Below are 19,886 nucleotides of genomic sequence, written 5' to 3' on the forward strand. Positions count from 1 at the left end.
AGGAAGTGTCTATGGCAAACGTCCCCTTCAATATTACTCAAGCAGCTCACCTAGAGCGAGGGTGGCACTTGCGGCTGCCCGCTTGGTTAGTGCTGGTCTGTGTCATTACCTTTAGTGTGCTGCTGACAGCAGGCGCCGTTATTTACCGGCATGCCCCGCCGATACCGACAACGATTGTCTCGCCCCAACAGGAGGTGCTTTTTAGCCGTGAGAACATACAGCGAGGTCAAGAACTGTATTTGGCACGGGGCGGCCAGCACATTGGCAGCATCTGGGGTCATGGCAGTTATCTGGCTCCAGACTGGACAGCGGATGTGCTGCACCGCTGGGGTCTAGCCACGGCTGGAATTCTCTACCGCGGCGATGCGAGCTTTAGCCAAGCAGATTGGGAGGCACTCTCTGCCTCTGAGCGGGCTCAACTACAGGTGCAAGTGCAAGAGCAATTTAAGCCCAACCGTTACAATCCTGAAACAGGAGTGCTGACGCTCACCCGTGCTCAAACCCAAGGACTGCGCCACGTCTTTGAGCAGTACAAAACACTGCTATCCCAAGGTGCTGCGGCGCACTCTATTCCGCGCAACTGGTTTACTGATCCCGCGCAAATCCGCGATGTGACTGCTTTTTTTGCCTGGACCGCTTGGGCAGCAGTCGCCACTCGTCCTTTGGCGCCCTTTTCCTACACGGCGAATTTTCCCCATGATCCACTGGTGGGCAACCAACCCCCAGGGCAGTTTGTCATTTGGTCGATTGTCTCAGTCGTCGTGTTAATTGCTGCGATCGCCGGCTTTCTCGTTGTCTATCTGCTCCAAGGGGAGGATGCGGTTCAAGCGGTAACAGAGCGCCCCGCCATCCGCCTTGCCACCCCCAGCCAAAAAGTGACTACCCTTTTCTTTGGGGTGGCCATGGGTCTGTTTCTCCTGCAGATCCTCATGGGCATGGTCACTGCCCACTATGCCGTGGAAGGGGATGGATTTTATGGTGTGCCAATTCAGCAGTATCTCCCCTACGCTGCCTCACGGACATGGCACGTGCAACTGGCGGTCTTTTGGATTGCCACCTGCTGGCTGGCGGCCGGTCTATACTTTGGTCCTCGCTTTGCGCGCCATGAACCGAAGTTTCAGGCTTGGGGAAACATGGGGCTTCTGATTGCCCTCACCGTAGTGGTTCTTGGTTCCCTTGGGGGAGCTTGGGCAGCCGTTCAGGGCTATCTGGGTGCCCGGAGTTTTTGGTTGGGCCATCAGGGCTATGAGTATGTGGAGCTAGGGCGACTTTGGCAACTCTTGCTGATTGGTGGCATGGTATTTTGGTTATGGTTGATGTTTCGGGCGCTGCGACCTGCCCTTCAGGCAGAAGGGAGCAAGACAGGCCTCAACCACTTTTTCCTTTACAGCGCCATTACCATTCCCCTCTTTTATGGGGCAGGGCTGATGTACACCAACCATACCCCTCTCAGTGTGGCTGAGTATTGGCGCTGGTGGGTGGTTCATCTGTGGGTAGAGGGCTTCTTTGAGGTCTTTGCCACGGTGGCGATCGCCTACTTGTGCAGTGAACTGGGATTCCTAAGGCGCTCCGCAGCTCTGCGGGCCACTTACTTGACCACCATTCTCTACCTCGGCAGTGGTGTCATTGGCACACTCCATCACCTCTATTTTGCGGGTACACCGGTTCTGATCACTGCTTTGGGCGCTGTGGCCTCAGCGTTGGAAGTGGTTCCCTTGACCCTGATTGGGTTTGAGGTTCTGAAGTCGCTGCAGCTTTCCCAAGAAGCCCAAGGGTTCTATCGGCTACCCCTGCGATTTTTCATTGCTACCTGCTTTTGGAATTTGCTGGGGGCAGGGGTTTTTGGTTTTCTAATCAATCCACCGATAGTTCTCTACTATTCCCAAGGACTGAATACGACGCCAATTCATGCCCATGCCGCCCTCTACGGCGTATACGGCTCGCTGGCGATCGCCTTAATGCTCTTTGTGCTGCGGGAAATCACCCCGGAAACTGCTTGGGATGAAAAGACCTTCAACTGGGCATTTTGGTGGCTCAACGGTGGCTTGGTGGGCATGCTGGTGCTCGGTCTGATTCCCAATGGCTTCTATCAGCTGGTGCAATCCATTAACCACGGTACTTGGTATGCCCGCAGTGGAGCCGTCATTCACTCCCCCTGGATGGAATGGACCGTCTGGCTGCGGATTCCTGGGGATGTCATCTTTGCCGTTGGTGCCGGACTGCTCATCTATGGCGTAGGACGCGCCCTCTGGGGGATTTGGCGGCAGCCCACTGTTGCGGTCTCCCTCGACCTTAGCTCCTAGATTCTCTCTCCACCTTGCATTTGGAGGCCTGACCATGACATCTTTACAACTGACGGATACGGTGGGTGCCCTTGTGCGGGATTACCCTTCCTTAGCGGCCTTGTTTGAGACGGCAGAGATTGATTACTGTTGTGGCGGTCGGCAAACCCTTGCTGAAGCCTGTGCCCAGCGGGGCATCGATGCCCAAACCTTCCTTAAGGAGCTAGAAGCTGCCATAGAAACTGCTCCTGAGCCGGCGATCGCTGACCTTTCACTGACCGCCCTCGTTGACCACATTGAAACAGTGCACCATGCCTACTTGCAGCGGGAACTCCCCCGCCTCGAGGCGCAGGCGGAGAAGGTGGCAGCCGTTCACGGCTCGCGGGATGCCCGTCTCCAGCAACTGCACGCAACCGTCGTGGCCTTGGCCGCAGAGCTAAAACCCCACCTCCAAAAAGAGGAGCAAGTTCTGTTCCCCAGGCTGCGGCAGCTGGAGAAAAGCTATGATCGGGCAGTCGATGTCTTGATCCCAGCTGCGATTGATTGTATGCAACGGGAGCATGAAGAGACGGGCGTAGCCCTCAGCCAGTTGCGTCGCCTTAGCGATGGTTTTACGCCGCCTGAGTGGGCCTGCAATACGTACCGCGTGCTTTTGGCAGGGTTGTTGAGCCTTGAGAAAGACTTGCACCAGCATATCCACAAGGAAAACAATCTCCTGTTTCCCAAGGCGATCGCCCTCCTTGAAGCCAAGCGTCTAGCCTGTGCGTCGTGATGTTATTCAAACTCCTGGTGATTCTCCATACCCTCGGCGCAACTGTATGGGTGGGCGGGCACCTTGTTCTTGCCCTAACCGTTCTACCCAAGGCCCTCAGGCAGCAGGATGCAACGCCCATCCAGCAGTTTGAGCAGCCTTTTGAAAGGTTGGGTCTGGGGGCATTATTGCTGCAGGTGCTGACGGGTATTGCCCTAACCCTCATTTATTTTCCCGGCGGGGTGGGATTTTGGCCACCGCAGTCTGTGGTCTCCCAATATGTTCTCGTGAAGTTGGGACTGTTGCTGGCAACCCTTGCCCTCGCTGTACAGGCCCGCTGGTTCATTTTGCCCAAGCTGACAGCAGAAACACTGCCCCGGCTGGGGTTTCACATTATGGGGGTCACCGTTTTGGCTGTTCTGTTGACTATTTTTGGTGTTGGTATTCGTCTAGGGGGATTGGTTTAGTGGAGGATGCAATCATGACCATCTCAGAGTCATCAGCGGTTGCGGAAACTGCATCAGCAGCAAGGAGGGGAACACCTTGGTACGTGCCCACCTTCTCCCCAGAACATGGGGTTTATGTGATGTTGATTGTGGCGTTTCTCACGGGGGCAGCAGCAGCGCAGCACTGGAGTTGGAGAACTACGCTGGCTCTGGTGACTGCCTTTAGTGCCTTTCAGGCGGAGCATCCCTTAACACTACAAATCAAGCAGCGGCGAAGTTGGAAACCCCGTTGCCTGGTGTGGGGAGGTGTCTACAGTGCCCTTGCCCTTGGCCTTGCTTTTTATCTTTACCTTGCGGTGCCACGGTTACTTTGGATTTACCTAGGGGCGATCGCCATTTTTGTGATTGATAGTATTGCTGTGTTTTATCGTCAGCGTAAAGCCATCTGGAACGAGTTACTCACCTTTGCAGGGGTCTGCTTGGTGGCTCCCCTAACGGAGATGGCCACCACTGAAGAGGCCTCTTTCCTGTCTGTTGGATTATGGCTGTTGAATACCCTTTTCTTTGGCAGTGCGATTTTTGCTGTGAAGCTGCGTAAGCACAAAACCGCCTTTTGGCTTCCTGGTGTGGTTTATCACAGCGTTGCCGCTCTCCTCATTGGTCTTTTGTGGTGGCTAAGGTGGTTGCCCCCCTTGGCAGCGGCGGCCTTTGCCATTGCACTGCTCAAGTTTGGTCTCATTGTTTGGCAAGCCAACTGGTACAGAAACACAGCCATAAAAAACGTTGCCTTGCTGGAAACAGGCTCAGCATTTTTATTTCTCAGCCTGATCCTTGCGGCGCTATTGCCTGCCCATTTGCCTCGACCTTAGCTTTTTTAGCGGTTTTGGCCCAATGCGCGTCGCAGGGGGAGGATTCAAAGCTGTGGAGAGCCATGCCAACGATCCCCAAAGCCTTAGCCCTTAATGGGAGTAGGAACTACTGTCCGAGGTAAGCGGTCAGAACCTCAGGATTGGTTTGAATCTCAGTGGGGGAACCATCAGCCAGATTTTTCCCCTCTGCTAAGACCCAGATGTGCTGACACAGGGACATGACCACGTCCATATTGTGTTCAATAATCAAAAATGTCACGCCCTGTTGGTTCCACCGCACAATGTGCTCACAAATTTGATGGATCAAGGTGGGGTTCACACCTGCTGCTGGCTCATCGAGGAGCACCATGCGGGGATGGTGCATCATCACCCGTGCCATTTCTAAAAGTTTGCGTTGCCCTCCCGACAAGGCGCCAGCGTAGTCATGGGCCTTAGCGGTTAACCCCACAGACTCCAAAATCTCCCACGCCCGTTGCCGCAGCTTTTGTTCCTCTTGACGAATGCGCAGCGGTTGTAGCCAACTATTCCAGAATTTCTCCCCTGTTTGCAGCGGCGCCGCCAAGAGCATATTTTCGAGAACCGAGAGGCGCGAGAGCACACGGGGCACTTGGAAGGTGCGCAGGAGTCCTTGGAGAGCAACTTGGTGGGTGGGCAGATGGCTAATGGGGGCACCATCAAAAATCACGCGGCCTTGGTCGGGGGTGAGGAAATTGCACAACAGGTTGAATAGGGTGGTTTTGCCCGCACCATTGGGGCCAATGAGACCGGTGATGCTGCCGCGGGCAACCCGAATTTCCACATGATCGACAGCGCGAATACCACCAAAACTTTTGCACAGCCCCGTGGCCACTAGGAGATCCGAAGGCAAGACTTGACTGACACCACTAGAGACGGGCGCAAGAGAAGATTCATCGACCAAGGCTGAGTTCCTCCTTTTTGCCCAAAATACCTTGGGGTCGCCACATCATCAAGATAATGAGGACAAGGCCAATGAGCATCATCCGCAAGGCCTCTAGGCGACCGCCATCAAGGGGAATAAAGCGGGTCAGGGCAGTGTAGGCCCAAAAGAGGGCAGCGCCGAGGAGGGTACCCATGTTATTGCCTGCGCCCCCCAAAACCACAATGGTCCACGCCTGAAATGTAATCAGGGATACAAAGCCGTCGGGGTTAATAAAGGTCAGCTGCCACGCATAAAACGACCCGGCCACCGCCGCGATCGCCCCCCCCAGAAGGAAGGATTGCATTTTGTAGGCAAAGACATTTTTACCCAAGGCCTTGGCCACTTCTTCATCCTCACGGATGGCTTTGAGCACCCGTCCCCAAGGAGAACGGATCAAACGCTCCAACTGCCACACCACCAAAGCAAGCACCAATACCAGCAGCCACAACAACCCAGCGCGGTAGCTAAAGGCCCACAGACCAAGGGTTAGAGCTTTGACCACCAGACCCACCAAAGCAGCGGCCAAGGTATTCAGGGCAATGGGAACCACGGCTCGTTTTTCTGGATGGCAATAATAGCTCACAAGGGCGATCGCCCCACCCAGCGTCACCAGTGTCAACCCAAGAGGAAAAAGGGCAATTCCCCGGCCTAAGCTCAAGGGGAGCAACGTTGCCCAAAGGTTGAGGGTACCGGTTATCAGCAGGGCCGCATAGCTAGGGAGTAACCAGCGGGGATGCGATCGCCCATACTGCCGCTGTAGCCATTGCCACCACTGCCATGCAGCCGCCCCCACCACAGCCCAAAAAAGAGCAATCATCCCCAGTTTGGTCAGCAGATTGGGATTGAACTGAGCAAGGGGCAGCGGAAACCCATACACCCCCCGACCGCCTCGGGTTAGCCAATCCTCATTGAGGGCAATCAAGCGGACAATTTCCGCCATGCCGATCGTCACAATCGCGAGGTAATCTTCCCGCAGCCGCAGCGTCGCAATCCCCATTAAAAAGCCCAGTCCCATCGCCAGCACCACGCCAGCAAGGACAGCAAAGAACATGGGGACGCCAGCAATCCCCAACAAAATCGTGGTGTAGGAACCAATGGCCAAAAAGCCAACATGGCCAAAGTTAATTAGCCCCGTATAGCCCCAGTGCAAATTCAGCCCCAAGCTAAAAAGGGCAAAGGTGGCAGTAAAGATACCAAGGGAAATGAGATAGCCAACCATTTAGATCATCGAAGTTAAGGGCGAGACAGTTGCGCTGCGCTGTTGCGATCGCGCCAGTGGATGAAGGAATCAAAATGAGTATATTTTATACACCTGCCTAGCGATAACCATAGAACCGAGTGGCAAAGTTTTGCGATCGCGTCGGGGACAGTTGACGCGCTTTCAAAATCGCGGCGGTGAGAAATACATAGGCCAAAATCCCCACCACTGCCAAACCCATCGGACCAAAACGGGCGGCAGCCGTATTCCAAAGGGCATGCAGAAAGGCCGCTAGACCTAGGCCAACCATTAAAATCAAGGGCGCTCGATGGGGGCGCAATACACTCAATCCCACACAATAGCCCAAGTAGCCCGTGTAGGCCATGTGCCCCGTTAGGGATCCCAAGACCCGGGGAATCAGCACTTGCAGACCAGCTAAATTACCAAATTGACCGGCAATACTAGGGACATACTGCCCAAGGGTTTCTGTCCACGTAAAACCGAGGCCGGCAGCCGCTCCCAAGAGAATACCATCGAGGGGTTCCCATACGCCCACCTTTTGTTTCCACGGACTCGGCAGCCATCGCCCTAAGCCATAGGCTACGATAATGGGTAACGCCTTGAGTAGCTCTTCCATTAACCCGGCACCAATGAAGTTGCGGCTGAATAACACCCAAAATGAGGGATGGGGCGGATGCAGTTGGCCGGGTAAAACGGTGCGAAAGACATAGATCATCGCTGGCAAAATTGGGCTTTGCAGAATCAAAATTTCCAGCGTCAACGTGCCCAGTAGAACCCATGCGGGTTTGCGTTTGCCACAGAGTTGATAGATGAAGTAATAGGCAGCACTGCCCAAATAGAGCGCCAAGATGACTTTGAAGGCATCGGGGGAGCCAGCAGTGGCAAAAAGGAGGATAACCGCAACAACCGTGACAATCCCCGGTACCAGATAGGCTTTGCGTACCCAGTCGGGATGAATGGCAAAAATGGGTAGGAGTTGGGTGAGGGTGAGGGGTTGATCGGGCTGGGTGCTTACGACTTCAGTGAGGGGAAGATATTCTAGGACAAATTCAGGCCCTTGGCGCCCCAATTGAATGCGATCGCCCGCCTTGAGCACAGTTGATGTTTCCACTCGCTGTTGATTGACATAGGTGCCATTGACACTGCCGAGGTCAGCGATCGCCCACACGGGAATACTGCCACGCTTTTGACAGGTGAGTTGGGCATGGTGGCGGGAAACAGAAGTATAGATGTGAGCGTCAAGGACAATGTGGCAGGTAGCGGGGTCACGACCAATAATGGTCACATCCTCCTGAGACAGCCAAAACTGCCCCACTTCAGGGGAAACTTGCCGCAGCACACCCGCATACTTCAGCGTTGGATGGAGGGGGGAGCGATCGCGATTCATTAGTACCCGTATCAACTGCAAGGGGGACGATGAGACTTTCAAAGTCCTACCCACTCAGCACTCACACCCACTATACACTGAGGACTTGAGACCGCCTTTGCGCAAAGGGGCGATCGCGAGGGGAAACCATGGCTGTCCATCCTAGGCAGAGCGTTACTTTGGGGGCAGGAGTTGACAAAGGGCAGCATTTTGCGCAATGATAAAATTCTGCTGATTTGGGGCTATAGCTCAGTTGGTAGAGCACTTCAATGGCATTGAAGGGGTCAGCGGTTCGAGTCCGCTTAGCTCCAGTAAAAATGTAAACCATGTTTTTTGTTAGGCGTAGGGGTGTAGTCAGTATAGGCTGCCACTCCAAATCAGCACCGCAATGAACCATGGCACTCGCAAAGGAAACCGAACGGGCGATCGCATCCACCCGCAACAAGGAGCGTTTAATCCTCCCTTCCAGACCGACCCACCGGCCGACCAGTTGTCCATGGGGCGAAATTGAGGTTTGACTTCCATGTTGGCGAGCGATGAGAACAATGACAAAATCCAGACAGCGGGTGGTGGATTACGGTGAGGTTCTGACACCGCCGCCCATCGTCAACGCCATGCTCGATCTGGTCAAGCAGGAGACCGAGCGCATTGACTCGCGTTTCCTGGAGCCAGCCTGCGGCACGGGGAACTTTCTCATCGAGATTTTGCACCGGAAACTTCGTGTTGTCGAAGCGCGCTACGCCAAGGGTCAATTAGAATACGAGCGTTATGCTGTCCTGGCCGTGTCGTCGCTCTACGGGATTGACATTCTGGAAGACAACGCTGCGGAATGCCGGCAACGCCTGTTTGCCGTGTTTGACGAAGCCTACACGCGGCTTTTCAAAGACAAGATCAAAGCGTCCTGCCGGGAAACGGTGCGCTATATCCTCAGCAAAAACATCGTCCACGGCGACGCGCTGACCTTGAAAACCGTAGGGGAAAACCCGCAGCCGATTATTTTCCCAGAGTGGTCACTGGTGAGTGGCAGCCTGCTCAAGCGGCGGGACTTTGCCTTCCATGAACTAGTGAACCATGGGGCGATGCGGGAGTTGCCGCTCTTTTCGGATGCCGGCGAGGAGGTGTTCATCCCTGAACCGGTCAAAGACTATCCGCCGGTGCATTTCCTAGAGGTTCCCCATGCCTATGATGGCTGACCACAACCCCGACGTGCTCTTGTGCTTGGCCAACCTCTCCAGCGACGAGGTCTTTACGCCGCCGCAACTGGCCAACCAGATGCTGGATCTGCTGCCGTCTGAACTCTGGAGTAACCCCGACGCCCGTTTTCTTGACCCGGCCTGCAAGTCCGGCGTGTTCCTTCGCGAAATCGCGAAGCGGCTCGACAAGGGCCTGGAGAACCACATTCCTGACCGCCAAGAGCGCATCAACCACATCATGAAGCACCAGCTCTTCGGCATCGCCATTACGGAACTGACGGCGCTCATCGCGCGGCGCACCCTCTACTGCTCCAAGACCGCCAACGGCAAATACTCCATTTGCACCGCCTTTAACACCGAAGAAGGCAACATCCGCTACCGGCGCACTGAACACACTTGGCGAAACGGCCGCTGCATTTTCTGCGGCGCGAATGAAGAAAATTACGCCCGCGGCGAGGAACTGGAAACCCACGCCTACGAGTTCATCCACATCGAAAGCCCGGAGGAAATCTTTAAGATGAAATTCGATGTCATCATCGGCAATCCGCCGTATCAATTGAGCGACAAAGGCGGACTAGGACGAAGCGCCATACCCATTTATAACAGGTTTGTTATTCAGGCCAAAAAATTGAATCCGCGTTTCCTTGTCATGATCATTCCCTCAAGGTGGTTTGCAGGCGGCAAGGGCCTTGACGAATTCAGGAAGGAAATGCTGAATGATGATCGGATACGAAGGCTCGTAGATTATGAAAACAGCGCTGAAGTTTTTCCCGGTGTGGATATAGCCGGCGGTATATGCTACTTCCTCTGGGAAAGAGATTCGCATGGATTGTGTGACGTAACCAACTTCTACAACGGAGAGCCTGTTGTTTCCCAACGGCAACTTAATGAATTCCCCATTTTCATCCGCCATAGCCGGGCTATCCCGATAATTCGGAAGGTGTTGGCCAAAAATGAAAATAGTGGCAGGATGCTGAGCGAGGTTGTATCGTCTCGAAAGCCGTTCGGTTTGCCTTCAACCTATACTCCTAAGACCACAGGGATTCCATGCTGGTTCAAGAAGCGCATAGGTCTAAAATATGCTGATCCTGCTGATGTTAATGATGACAAGAGACTTCTAGACAAGTGGAAATTACTAATTCCCTTTGCTCCCATAGCTGGTCAAACAGATTTTTCAAAGCCGGTAGCCTTTTACTACGAGGCAAATACACGAATCGCAAAACCGGGGGAATGTTGTACAGAAACCTGGCTTGTTGCATGTGCGTTCGATACTAAGCAGGAAGTAGAAGCATTTAAGTCATATTTGTTTACCAAAATTGTAAGGTTCCTTCTTCTCCAAGCAGTAATATCGCAGAATGTTACAAGGGAAAGTTTCTGCTTTGTCCCCGACTTGGGCAAATATGAAGGCGTTTACACCGATGAGATGCTGATGAAGCGGTGGGGTATTACACAAGACGAGTTTGCGTTCATTGAATCAAGAATTCGCGATGCAGGTGATGAAAACGGCGCAGGGAACGAAGAAACGGAGCCTAGCGATGCCTGACACCTTCCTCCCCCGCGCCCGAAGGAGAATACCATGTCATTTCGAAGGAGCGAAGCGACTGAGAAATCCTACCCATCATGGCATGACGATTTCTCGCTTCGCTCGAAATGACGCACGCACGGCTCGAATGGCGCAACACACCCTTATCATTGCGCAGGAGCACAGCGACCATGTCATTTCGAAGGAGCGAGGCGACCTTGTCATTTCGAAGGAGCGAAGCGACTGAGAAATCCTACCCATCATGGCATGACGATTTCTCGCTTCGCTCGAAATGACACTTGCGGCGCGCGAATGCGCACACTGCGATCGAACCCACAAGGATGAACCTCTCTTGAAATCACAAAGCAAGGAGCGCTCATGAAAAGAGACTATCACTTCTACGTCTACATCCTTACTAACTGGAATAACAAAGTCATGTATGTTGGTATGACAAACAACCTTGAACGCCGAATATACGAACACAAAAACAAACTGGTGGATGGCTTTACCAAAAAATACAACGTGAACAAACTTGTGTATTACGAGCACACAACTGACGTCTACGCCGCGATCGCCAGAGAAAAACAAATCAAAAAATGGCGGCGAGAAAAAAAGAACCAATTGGTTATGACCACGAACCCCGAGTGGAAGGACTTGAGTTTGGAATGGGAAGCAACACCGAAGGAGCAAGGCAACACCGCTATTTCGAAAGAGCAATAGCAACCATGTCATTCCGAAAGAGCGCAGCGACCTTGTCATTTCGAAGGAGCGCAGCAACCATGTCATTTCGAAGGAGCGAAGCGACTGAGAAATCCTACCCATCATGGCATGACGATTTCTCGCTTCGCTCGAAATGACGCACGCACGGCTCGAATGGCGCAACACACCCTTGTCATTGCGCAGGAGCACAGCAACCTTGTCATTGCGCAGGAGCACAGCAACCTTGTCATTTCGAAAGAGCGCAGCGACCTTGTCATTTCGAAGGAGCGCAGCGACTGAGAAATCTTGCCTAGAGTGTGAGGATTTCTCGCTTTGGTCGAAATGACGTACGCTGTGCTTGGAATGAGAATTGCTAAGATAAAACCATGACAAAAGATTTTTTCCCGCCCCGACCCAAAATCGAGCCGAAAATCTACGCCTACGAGGACACCAACCCGCAGTATGCGGGTCTGCTCAAGATCGGCTACACCACGAAGAGCGTGCAGGAGCGGGTGGCGCAGCAGTATCCCACGCTCCGTCCTGGCGAGAAGCCCTATCGCATCGTGCTGGAGGAGCCGGCCATTCGCAACGACGGCACGGGGTTCACCGACCACGATGTGCACCGCATGTTGCGCATCAATGGCGTTCAGCAGGCCGGCGGCGAGTGGTTCCGCTGCACCGTGGAGCAGGTCAAGGCCGCCATCCAAGCCGTGCGGACAGGTCAATTGATGGAAGAACAGCGATCGCTGAGTTTCGGCTTGCGTCCCGAGCAGGAAGCCGCGATTCAAAAAACCGTCGACTATTTCCAGAACTATCGCCGGGAAAACGGCAAGCCGCCCCATTTCCTCTGGAACTGCAAGATGCGCTTCGGCAAGACCTTCGCCGCCTACCAACTGTCCAAGCGCATGGGCTGGAAAAAGATACTGGTGCTCACCTTCAAGCCGGCAGTGCAAAGCGCTTGGGAAGAAGACTTGCGCTGTCACGTGGATTTTCAGGGCTGGCAATTCATCAAACCCGGCGGCCTCACCTACGAACAGGCGGACAAGAACAGACCCATCGTCTGCTTCGGTTCCTTTCAGGATTATCTGGGTCGCAATCCGAGCACCGGCGGGATTAAAACCAAGAATGAATGGGTGCATACCACACACTGGGACTGCGTGATGTTCGATGAATATCACTTCGGCGCCTGGCGGGAGAAAGCTAAAGATCTTTTCGAATCCGAAGACGAACAGGAAAGAAAAGCGGCGGAAGGTGAAGCCATCGACTACTTTGATGAAGACATTTTGCCCATCACCGCGGATCACTATCTGTATCTTTCCGGCACACCGTTCCGAGCCATTGCCACCGGCGAATTCATCGAGGAGCAGATCTACAACTGGACTTATTCCGACGAACAGAGAGCCAAAGCAGCGTGGCAGGGAGACAATAACCCCTATGCTGCGTTGCCGCGGATGGTGTTGATGACCTATCAACTGCCGGATGACATCCGCGACGTGGCGATGAAGGGCGAGTTCAACGAGTTCGACCTGAACCTCTTCTTTGCGGCGGAAGGCGTCGACGATCAGGCGCGGTTCACGTATGAAGAGGAAGTACAGAAGTGGCTCGATCTGATTCGGGGCGCCTATCTCCCCACGAGTTTAGACAACTTAAAACTGGGTGCGGAGAAACCGCCGCTGCCCTTTTCGGATATGCGGCTGTTGAATGTGCTCTCGCATACCCTGTGGTTCTTGCCCAGCGTTGCCTCTTGCTACGCTATGCAAAATCTGCTGGCAAAGAGCCAAAATAAATTCTACCAAGATTACAAAGTCATCGTTGCTGCCGGTGCAGCTGCGGGTATTGGGGTCAATGCTCTACCGCCTGTTCTCGAAGCAATGGGTGATCCCCTCAAGACCAAAACCATCACCCTCACCTGCGGCAAGCTCACCACCGGCGTGACGGTGCGGCCTTGGACAGGGATCTTCATGCTGCGCAACACCTCCAGCCCAGAGACCTACTTTCAGGCCGCCTTTCGCGTGCAAAGCCCTTGGACCATCAAAAATCCCGACGGCGTTTCGCCCAATGAGGAGCTGATCCTCAAAAAGGAGTGCTACGTCTTCGATTTTGCGCCAGATCGGGCCTTGCGCCAGATCGCCGACTACAGTTGCCGCCTGAACGTCAACGGGGAAGACCCGGAAAGGAAGGTGGCGGAATTTATCCAATTTTTGCCGGTGTTGGCCTACGACGGCAGTTCCATGAAGCAGATTGACGCCGCCGGGGTGCTCGATATGGCCATGGCCGGGACCACGGCAACCCTGTTGGCTCGCCGCTGGGAAAGCGCGCTGCTGGTGAACGTGGACGACGACACGCTGCGGCGGTTGATAAACAATGAAGAGGCGATGCAGGCGCTGATGCGCATCGAGGGGTTCCGCAATCTCAATCAGGAGATCGAGACCATCATCAACAAATCTGAAGCGGTCAAGAGGGCGAAGAAAGAGGCAAATGACCAGAAACTTTCCTCTCAAAAGAAAAAGCAGCTTACAGAAGAAGAAAAGGAATTCAAGAGCAAGCGCAAGCAAATTCAGGAAAAACTGATCAAACTTGCCACCCGCATCCCCATTTTCATGTACCTGACCGATTACCGGGAACGAACACTGCGGGACGTGATCACGCAATTGGAGCCGGGGTTGTTCAAGAAGGTCACAGGGTTGACGGTCAAAGACTTTGAACTGCTCGTCAGCTTGGGGGTGTTCAACAGCGCGTTGATGAACGATGCGGTGTATAAGTTCAAAAGATATGAAGACCCGAGCTTGGCTTACACAGGGATTAATAAGCATGAAGGGAAAGAGATCGGCTTGTATGATACCGTCCTCTGTCGAGGAAATTGCCCCTCATCCCTGCCTGAAGTTAGCAATTTATAGGGATTGATTCGGAATTGAGCGCTTGCTGGCGCAATATCCGCAGTAGTTTTTCTAAATGCTCTGGCAGAGGGGCGATCGCCACGATCTCTTGGCCAGTACGGGGGTGCTGCAACGCTAAGCGATAGGCATGGAGCGCTTGGCCGGGCAGTTTTACTTTTAGCGGTGCACCGCGGCCATAGACAGGATCCCCCAACAGCGGCCAACCCAAGTGGGCGGCATGAACGCGGATTTGATGGGTGCGACCGGTTTCAAGGCGAAACTCCACAAGGGCACAGTGGCGGAAGCGCTCCTGCACGTACCAGTGGGTAATTGCTGTGCGGCCTTTTTCTGGAGGCACCACCGCCATCTTTTTGCGATCCACCGGGTGACGACCAATGGGCGTAATTACCGTTCCACTGTCCTGCGGGGGCTGGCCATAGACGACACCAAGGTAATGGCGCTGCATTTGCCGTGCTTTCAATTGCTGTTGCAGATGGTGTAGGGCAAACTCCGTTTTGGCAACAACCATCACCCCAGAGGTGTCTTTGTCTAGGCGATGCACAATCCCCGGTCGCTGGACACCGCCAATGCCTGTCAACTCAGGGCAATGGGCTAACAGACCATGAACCAAGGTGCCGTGGCGATGACCGGGGGCAGGATGCACCACTAGATCCACGGGTTTATTGAGAATTAGTAACTCATCATCCTCATAGAGAATACTCAGGGGTAGGGATTCAGGGATTAAATCCAATGGCTCTGGCTCAGGGAGCACCACCTCTAGTACCTCCCCACCACTGAGGGGCTGATTTTTGCGATCGCACACTTGGCCATTCATACGCACATGTCCCTGTTGGATCAGCTGCTGCCAGCGCGATCGCGAGAGTTCAGGATGCTGCTGTGCAAGAAACGTATCGAGGCGATCGCCCCCCTGTTCTACCTTGAAGATTAGGGATGTCGCCATGCCCCTCAACTACCCCAGCGTATGTCCAAGGGCTAGACCCACCACTAGCATCCCTAAGACGAGAAAGGGCTGAGCACTGGCTTGGTACTTCACATCGTTTTTCAAGGGATCTCGCAGGAAGTACATATCCTGAAAGACAATTTGGGGAATAATCAGCAAAATCAGCAGCACTGCATAAAGATTGGCATGGATCGCCATCAGGTAACCAGCTATTGCCAACTGGAAAATGTCAATCATCAGAACACAAATCCATGCGGCGGTAGTAACGCCAAACATCACCGGCAAGGAAGCCAAGCCGAGTTGGCGATCGCCCTCAACGCTTTTGAAGTCATTGACAATGGCAATACCCAAGCCCGCCAAACTGTAAATCAACGTCAAGATCACAATCGTCGGTGTCAATTCGCCAAAAAGGGCGTGACCTGCCCACCACGGTAAAGCAATGTAGCTGGCCCCTAGGGCATAATTCCCCAGCCAACCATTCTTTTTCAGCTTCAGGGGCGGTGCGGAATAAATATACGCCAAAAAGCCTCCCAGCAAAGCAATTTTGGTCACAGGGAACGTGGGATGGCCAGCCCATAGATCGAGTAGAACAGCTAGACCCAAACCTGCGACAACGAGGAAGATAATCTGCGCCCGCACTTGGTTAAGGGAAATCGCCCCTGAAGGAATGGGACGGTAGGGTTCGTTAATCGCATCAATCTCGCGATCGTAGTAATCGTTGAGCGTTTGCGTATAGCCCGCCATCAAAGGCCCCGACAGCAGCATACAGGTCGCTGCCTTGAGCACATCCTCCAGACTCCAGGTAAATCCCCCCGACGAGGCTGCACCACAGACCACGCCCCAAAGGAGGGGGATCCATGTAATCGGCTTCATTAGTTGCAGGCGAATTTTCCAGATATTGGTCTCGCCGCTTTTGGCACCCTTCATGCCCAGCAGTTGCCGTGCGGCTGCCGTTGTACTTTCTGGGAATGTTGAAGTCGTCGTTGAATCGGGGGTTTCCGTCATAGCGCTTGTTGTGCTCAGCAATCACCTCAATGATTATAGTCGTTTCACCTTCCGCCACCTAGGGGGATCATGTTGCCCTCTGGAGTGGGCAGGATGTTAAAAGTTGTCCTCGTAAATTTGCCGATCGCCCGTGGTGTAGGTCAGGATAGAAGCGAAACTGCTCTTAGCATCTTTCAGCCTCAGCAGAACAGCCCCAATTTGTGCCATGATCCCTGTCTCCATCCCTGATTATCTTAAACGCGCTCTACCGGCGGCCATTGCCACGGCGATCGCCACCGTGGGTGTCCTTGCGCTGCGAGCAGGTGGCCTGCTGGAACCGTTGGAATTGAGAGTCTATGACCAATGGCTGCGCTGGCGATCGACACCGGCCACGTCCCAGCGACTGCTGATTGTTGAGATTACCGAGGCTGATATTCAAACCCTCAAGCAGTACCCAATTCCTGACGAAGTGCTCATTCAGGCCGTCAACGAATTGCAGGAGTACCAACCCAAGGTCATTGGCATTGACATTTTTCGCGATTTTCCGGTGTCCGATCGCTTCAAGCCGCCAACCGATGTGCTGCCCTCCCTCGGACGGGTGATGATGACCCAGCCCAACACCGTTATTGTCTGTAAAGTGGGGGGCGAAACGGATGCCGGAATTGCCCCTCCCGCTGGACTGCTCAATGATCAGGTGGGATTTGCGGACATTCCCATTGATGAGGATGGCGTGGTGCGGCGGGCGATTTTGGCAACTCAACCCGAAGCCAGCGATCGCTGCTCCACCCCTCAATCCTTTGCCCTTGCCTTGGCGCGTGTTTTTCTGGGGATTCATCCCCAAGCTGTGACTGAGAGCCGCCTTGACTTAGGAACGGCTCGCTTTCAGGCCTTAACCAGCAACTGGGGAGGCTACAACAACCTAGATGCCGCGGGGTTTCAAATCCTCATCAACTACGCCCGCCCAACCCAGCCCTATGAAACCGTCACCCTGAGCGAAGTGCTGACAGGTCAAGTGCTGCCCTCTAAGGTGCGCGATCGCGCCGTCCTCATTGGCCTCACTGGCAGTAGTAGTAACGATAAGTTTTTGATTCCGATTACCCTGCCGGGGCAAACCAACCGCCTCACCCCCGGTGTTGTGGTTCAAGCAGCGATCCTTGAAGATTTGCTAGCAGCGGCTCTGGATAACCGTTTTCCAATTGGTACATGGCCACAGGAGGCGATCGCCCTTTGGATTCTGGCTTGGTCTGGCCTTGGTGCCCTGATCATCGCCAAGGGACAGCGCTGGGTGATTGTGCCACTGTTGGTTGCTGGGGGACTGGGTCTCAGTGGCCTGACATTCCTCCTCTTTTTACAGGGGAGTTGGCTTCCGCTGGTGGCACCTCTGGTTGGCTTTGGCAGTGCGGCGGTTTTGATGCTGGGCTATCGTGCCTTCAGTCCTGGAGAATCCACCCCTACCCCCTCTACACCGACGGCTGTCCCCAGTAGCCGCTCAGCAACTCCCTTGGAGTTAATGACTGAAGGCATCAGTCAATCAACCACACCTGAATCAGCCCCCATTCTGGAAATCCCTGAAACCTCGCCAACAGAAGTCTCTCGCCTAGAGACGGATGCCAATGCAACGGTGCTGCAACCGGAAACAGCAATTTCCTTTACCCCCATCGAACCCACCCCACCCCCTGGAGATAAACCCCACACCGCACCTACCCTCCTCACCTCCGTCGTTGATCAAATTCCCCCCACAGAGATCCGCGAGACACCACCACAATCCATCACTGAGAGGGAAACCTTCTTAGTGGTTCACCCTGAGGACGCTGCCACTGCCGCCACCGAATTGCCAGAAACTCCCACAACTGCTCCTGAACCTACCCATGTTGAGCTTCCTGAAACCCAGAGGGTGGTTCCTACCCCGCAGCCAACAGTTCCCTCAGAGATCCCCTCGACACTGCGCCCTGACTTACCCGAAACGCAACTCACCCTACCTGAGCCACTAACTACCCCAGAACTGACCTCGACGCCCTCAACCCAATTTGCAACCAGTGTGGACTTGCCTGAAACCCAACTATCAGTACCTGAGACCGTGAGTCTAGCAGAAGTCACCTCAACTCCCGATGGGGACACTCCTGAAACACCACTGAACATCACCTCAACTCCACCCACCCAATTTACAACCAGCGCAGATTTGCCCGAAACCCAATTGTCAATCCCAGCCACCCCCAAGGGAGACCTACCAGCAACCCAGCCATCCAACCCTGACCCCTTAACCGCGGCGCCTGTGGATGCCACCCAGCGGCCAGAGGTGATTCCCACCACGACAGTCCCCTCGCCGCCCCCCCCAACCACAGAGACACAAACACCGAGCGGCACCCAACCCAAAACCACCGTCATTTCTGACATCAGCGAAGAACCCAGTGAACCCTTACCACAAACTGTGGGGGGACGCTACCGTGTCCTCAGTCAACTAGGCGAAGGGGGATTTGGGCGCACGTTCTTGGCTGCGGATTTACACCTGCCGGATCATCCGATCTGCGTGGTCAAGCAGTTGGTGCCCTCCCGCAAGGATGAACGTTTTTTGGCCATTGCCCGTCGCCTCTTTCAGCGGGAAGCAGAAACCTTAGCCCAATTGGGTCAACACGAGCGTATCCCTCGATTACTGGCTTACTTTGAAGAGGGGGGATATTTCTATCTCACCCAAGAGTATGTGGATGGGGAATCCCTCAAGGAGGAGTTTGCAAAGAAAATTACCCTCTCCCAAGCCGAAGCCCTCACCATTCTCAAGAGTATTCTGGAAATTTTGCAGTATGTGCATCAGTTTGGGGTGGTGCATCGCGACATTAAGCCTGCTAATATCATGCGCCGCCGCAGTGATCAACAACTGTTTTTGATTGACTTTGGGGCGGTACGCCATGTCCAGCCCGAGGATTTGCTCCAGCACGGCAAATATACGATCTCCATTGGTACCCGTGGCTATGCCCCTAGCGAGCAAATGGCAGGACGACCGGTGATTGCCAGTGATATTTACTCTTTGGGCATGGTTATTGTTGAAGGTCTGACGGGACTCGCCCCGATGGATTTGCCCTCTGATCGCAACACGGGTGATATGATTTGGCAGCCGGGACGGCATCTTTCGCCGCAGTTTGTTGCCATTATCAATAAAATGATCAAGTATAACTTTCGCGATCGCTACCAGAGTGCTGCAGATGTGCTCACCGATTTGGCCAAGGCTGGACTTTAGGCCTATAGACCAAAGTTTTAGCGCTGTACAGGGGACTTGCAGTTCTTATTTAGGCGGCTCAATCGTTGTGAAAAAAGGCTGTATGATAGATAGTACCGTTTCCTTTTTTTAACATTAGACACTTTGGAGGCATCGCAACGTGGCTGGAACGACAGGAGAACGACCATTTTCCGACATTATTACCAGTGTCCGTTATTGGGTGATTCATAGCATCACCATTCCGGCGTTGTTCATTGCTGGCTGGCTCTTTGTCAGCACCGGTTTGGCCTATGATGTGTTTGGCACACCACGCCCCGATAGCTACTATGCTCAGGAACAGCGGTCGATTCCTCTTGTGACCGATCGCTTTCAAGCTAAACAACAAGTTGAAACCTTCTTAGAACAGGTGAAGTAGGATTGCCATGACCAGTAATACCCCCAATCAAGAACCCGTTTCTTACCCAATTTTTACGGTCCGCTGGTTGGCCGTTCACACCCTTGCTGTGCCCACGATTTTCTTCCTCGGGGCGATCGCGGCAATGCAGTTTATCCAACGTTAGGAAGGTG

General features: G+C 53.9%; 16 protein-coding genes and 1 tRNA gene. 12 read left to right on the top strand and 5 right to left on the bottom strand.

Annotated features, from left to right (window positions below):
• Positions 1 to 11: 11 nt before the first annotated feature.
• Genes RHP47_RS09860 through RHP47_RS09875 form a run of 4 tightly spaced genes read left to right on the top strand, consistent with a single transcriptional unit; the run spans position 12 to position 4,348 of the window.
• The gene (locus RHP47_RS09860; RefSeq protein WP_149820431.1) at positions 12 to 2,303 is read left to right on the top strand and encodes a nitric-oxide reductase large subunit; all 2,292 of its coding nucleotides are present in this window, start codon (positions 12 to 14) and stop codon (positions 2,301 to 2,303) included.
• A gap of 34 nt (positions 2,304 to 2,337) precedes the next feature.
• On the top strand, positions 2,338 to 3,054 hold the full coding sequence (gene ric, locus RHP47_RS09865) for an iron-sulfur cluster repair di-iron protein (RefSeq protein WP_149820433.1): 717 nt from the start codon (positions 2,338 to 2,340) through the stop codon (positions 3,052 to 3,054).
• The gene (locus RHP47_RS09870; protein WP_149820435.1) at positions 3,054 to 3,500 is read left to right on the top strand and encodes a CopD family protein; all 447 of its coding nucleotides are present in this window, start codon (positions 3,054 to 3,056) and stop codon (positions 3,498 to 3,500) included. Before ric ends, RHP47_RS09870 begins: the two co-directional genes overlap by 1 nt.
• Positions 3,501 to 3,514: 14 nt before the next feature.
• Positions 3,515 to 4,348: a YwiC-like family protein gene (locus RHP47_RS09875; protein ID WP_149820437.1), complete on the top strand. Its 834-nt coding sequence runs from the start codon at positions 3,515 to 3,517 to the stop codon at positions 4,346 to 4,348.
• 106 nt (positions 4,349 to 4,454) lie between these two features.
• Here RHP47_RS09875 and RHP47_RS09880 read toward each other — a convergent pair whose 3' ends face one another.
• From RHP47_RS09880 to RHP47_RS09890, 3 genes are all read right to left on the bottom strand, one after another.
• On the bottom strand, positions 4,455 to 5,267 hold the full coding sequence (locus RHP47_RS09880) for an ABC transporter ATP-binding protein (RefSeq protein ID WP_226971943.1): 813 nt from the start codon (positions 5,265 to 5,267) through the stop codon (positions 4,455 to 4,457).
• Complete coding sequence (locus tag RHP47_RS09885) at positions 5,257 to 6,507, bottom strand: branched-chain amino acid ABC transporter permease (protein ID WP_149820439.1); 1,251 nt, start codon at positions 6,505 to 6,507, stop codon at positions 5,257 to 5,259. Before RHP47_RS09885 ends, RHP47_RS09880 begins: the two co-directional genes overlap by 11 nt.
• A 97-nt stretch (positions 6,508 to 6,604) precedes the next feature.
• The gene (locus tag RHP47_RS09890; protein WP_226971944.1) at positions 6,605 to 7,936 is read right to left on the bottom strand and encodes a PrsW family glutamic-type intramembrane protease; all 1,332 of its coding nucleotides are present in this window, start codon (positions 7,934 to 7,936) and stop codon (positions 6,605 to 6,607) included.
• Between the two features lie 175 nt (positions 7,937 to 8,111).
• Here RHP47_RS09890 and RHP47_RS09895 point away from each other — a divergent pair.
• From RHP47_RS09895 to RHP47_RS09915, 5 genes are all read left to right on the top strand, one after another.
• Positions 8,112 to 8,184: transfer RNA gene (locus tag RHP47_RS09895), tRNA-Ala, on the top strand.
• A gap of 225 nt (positions 8,185 to 8,409) precedes the next feature.
• Positions 8,410 to 9,066: a DNA methyltransferase gene (locus tag RHP47_RS09900; protein WP_315863439.1), complete on the top strand. Its 657-nt coding sequence runs from the start codon at positions 8,410 to 8,412 to the stop codon at positions 9,064 to 9,066.
• Positions 9,056 to 10,609 carry an Eco57I restriction-modification methylase domain-containing protein gene (locus RHP47_RS09905; protein WP_310840374.1) on the top strand — a complete coding sequence of 518 codons (1,554 nt, stop codon included), beginning with the start codon at positions 9,056 to 9,058 and terminating at the stop codon, positions 10,607 to 10,609. The genes RHP47_RS09900 and RHP47_RS09905 overlap by 11 nt, the downstream gene beginning before the upstream one ends.
• Positions 10,610 to 10,966: 357 nt before the next feature.
• Complete coding sequence (locus RHP47_RS09910) at positions 10,967 to 11,308, top strand: GIY-YIG nuclease family protein (protein WP_302678798.1); 342 nt, start codon at positions 10,967 to 10,969, stop codon at positions 11,306 to 11,308.
• Between the two features lie 365 nt (positions 11,309 to 11,673).
• On the top strand, positions 11,674 to 14,184 hold the full coding sequence (locus tag RHP47_RS09915; RefSeq protein ID WP_310840376.1) for a GIY-YIG nuclease family protein: 2,511 nt from the start codon (positions 11,674 to 11,676) through the stop codon (positions 14,182 to 14,184).
• On the opposite strand, the gene RHP47_RS09920 is transcribed toward RHP47_RS09915, so the two are convergent.
• Positions 14,171 to 15,124 carry an RluA family pseudouridine synthase gene (locus RHP47_RS09920; RefSeq protein WP_310840378.1) on the bottom strand — a complete coding sequence of 318 codons (954 nt, stop codon included), beginning with the start codon at positions 15,122 to 15,124 and terminating at the stop codon, positions 14,171 to 14,173. The two genes, RHP47_RS09915 and RHP47_RS09920, sit on opposite strands and share 14 nt — an antisense overlap.
• A 9-nt stretch (positions 15,125 to 15,133) precedes the next feature.
• Positions 15,134 to 16,129: a chlorophyll synthase ChlG gene (gene chlG / locus RHP47_RS09925; protein WP_286625563.1), complete on the bottom strand. Its 996-nt coding sequence runs from the start codon at positions 16,127 to 16,129 to the stop codon at positions 15,134 to 15,136.
• A 205-nt stretch (positions 16,130 to 16,334) separates the two neighbouring features.
• Here chlG and RHP47_RS09930 point away from each other — a divergent pair, with 205 nt between their 5' ends.
• The 3 genes from RHP47_RS09930 to psbF all read left to right on the top strand — a co-directional run bounded on the left by RHP47_RS09930 (position 16,335) and on the right by psbF (position 19,879).
• Positions 16,335 to 19,340, top strand: coding sequence for a CHASE2 domain-containing protein (locus RHP47_RS09930; RefSeq protein ID WP_310840380.1), 3,006 nt, complete (start codon positions 16,335 to 16,337; stop codon positions 19,338 to 19,340).
• Between the two features lie 139 nt (positions 19,341 to 19,479).
• The gene (gene psbE, locus RHP47_RS09935; protein ID WP_149820457.1) at positions 19,480 to 19,734 is read left to right on the top strand and encodes a cytochrome b559 subunit alpha; all 255 of its coding nucleotides are present in this window, start codon (positions 19,480 to 19,482) and stop codon (positions 19,732 to 19,734) included.
• A gap of 7 nt (positions 19,735 to 19,741) precedes the next feature.
• Positions 19,742 to 19,879 carry a cytochrome b559 subunit beta gene (gene psbF, locus RHP47_RS09940; protein WP_099798824.1) on the top strand — a complete coding sequence of 46 codons (138 nt, stop codon included), beginning with the start codon at positions 19,742 to 19,744 and terminating at the stop codon, positions 19,877 to 19,879.
• Positions 19,880 to 19,886 lie beyond the last annotated feature (7 nt).

It is taken from the genome of Thermosynechococcus sp. QKsg1, from assembly GCF_031586415.1.
In the GTDB taxonomy this organism is placed as follows: domain Bacteria; phylum Cyanobacteriota; class Cyanobacteriia; order Thermosynechococcales; family Thermosynechococcaceae; genus Thermosynechococcus.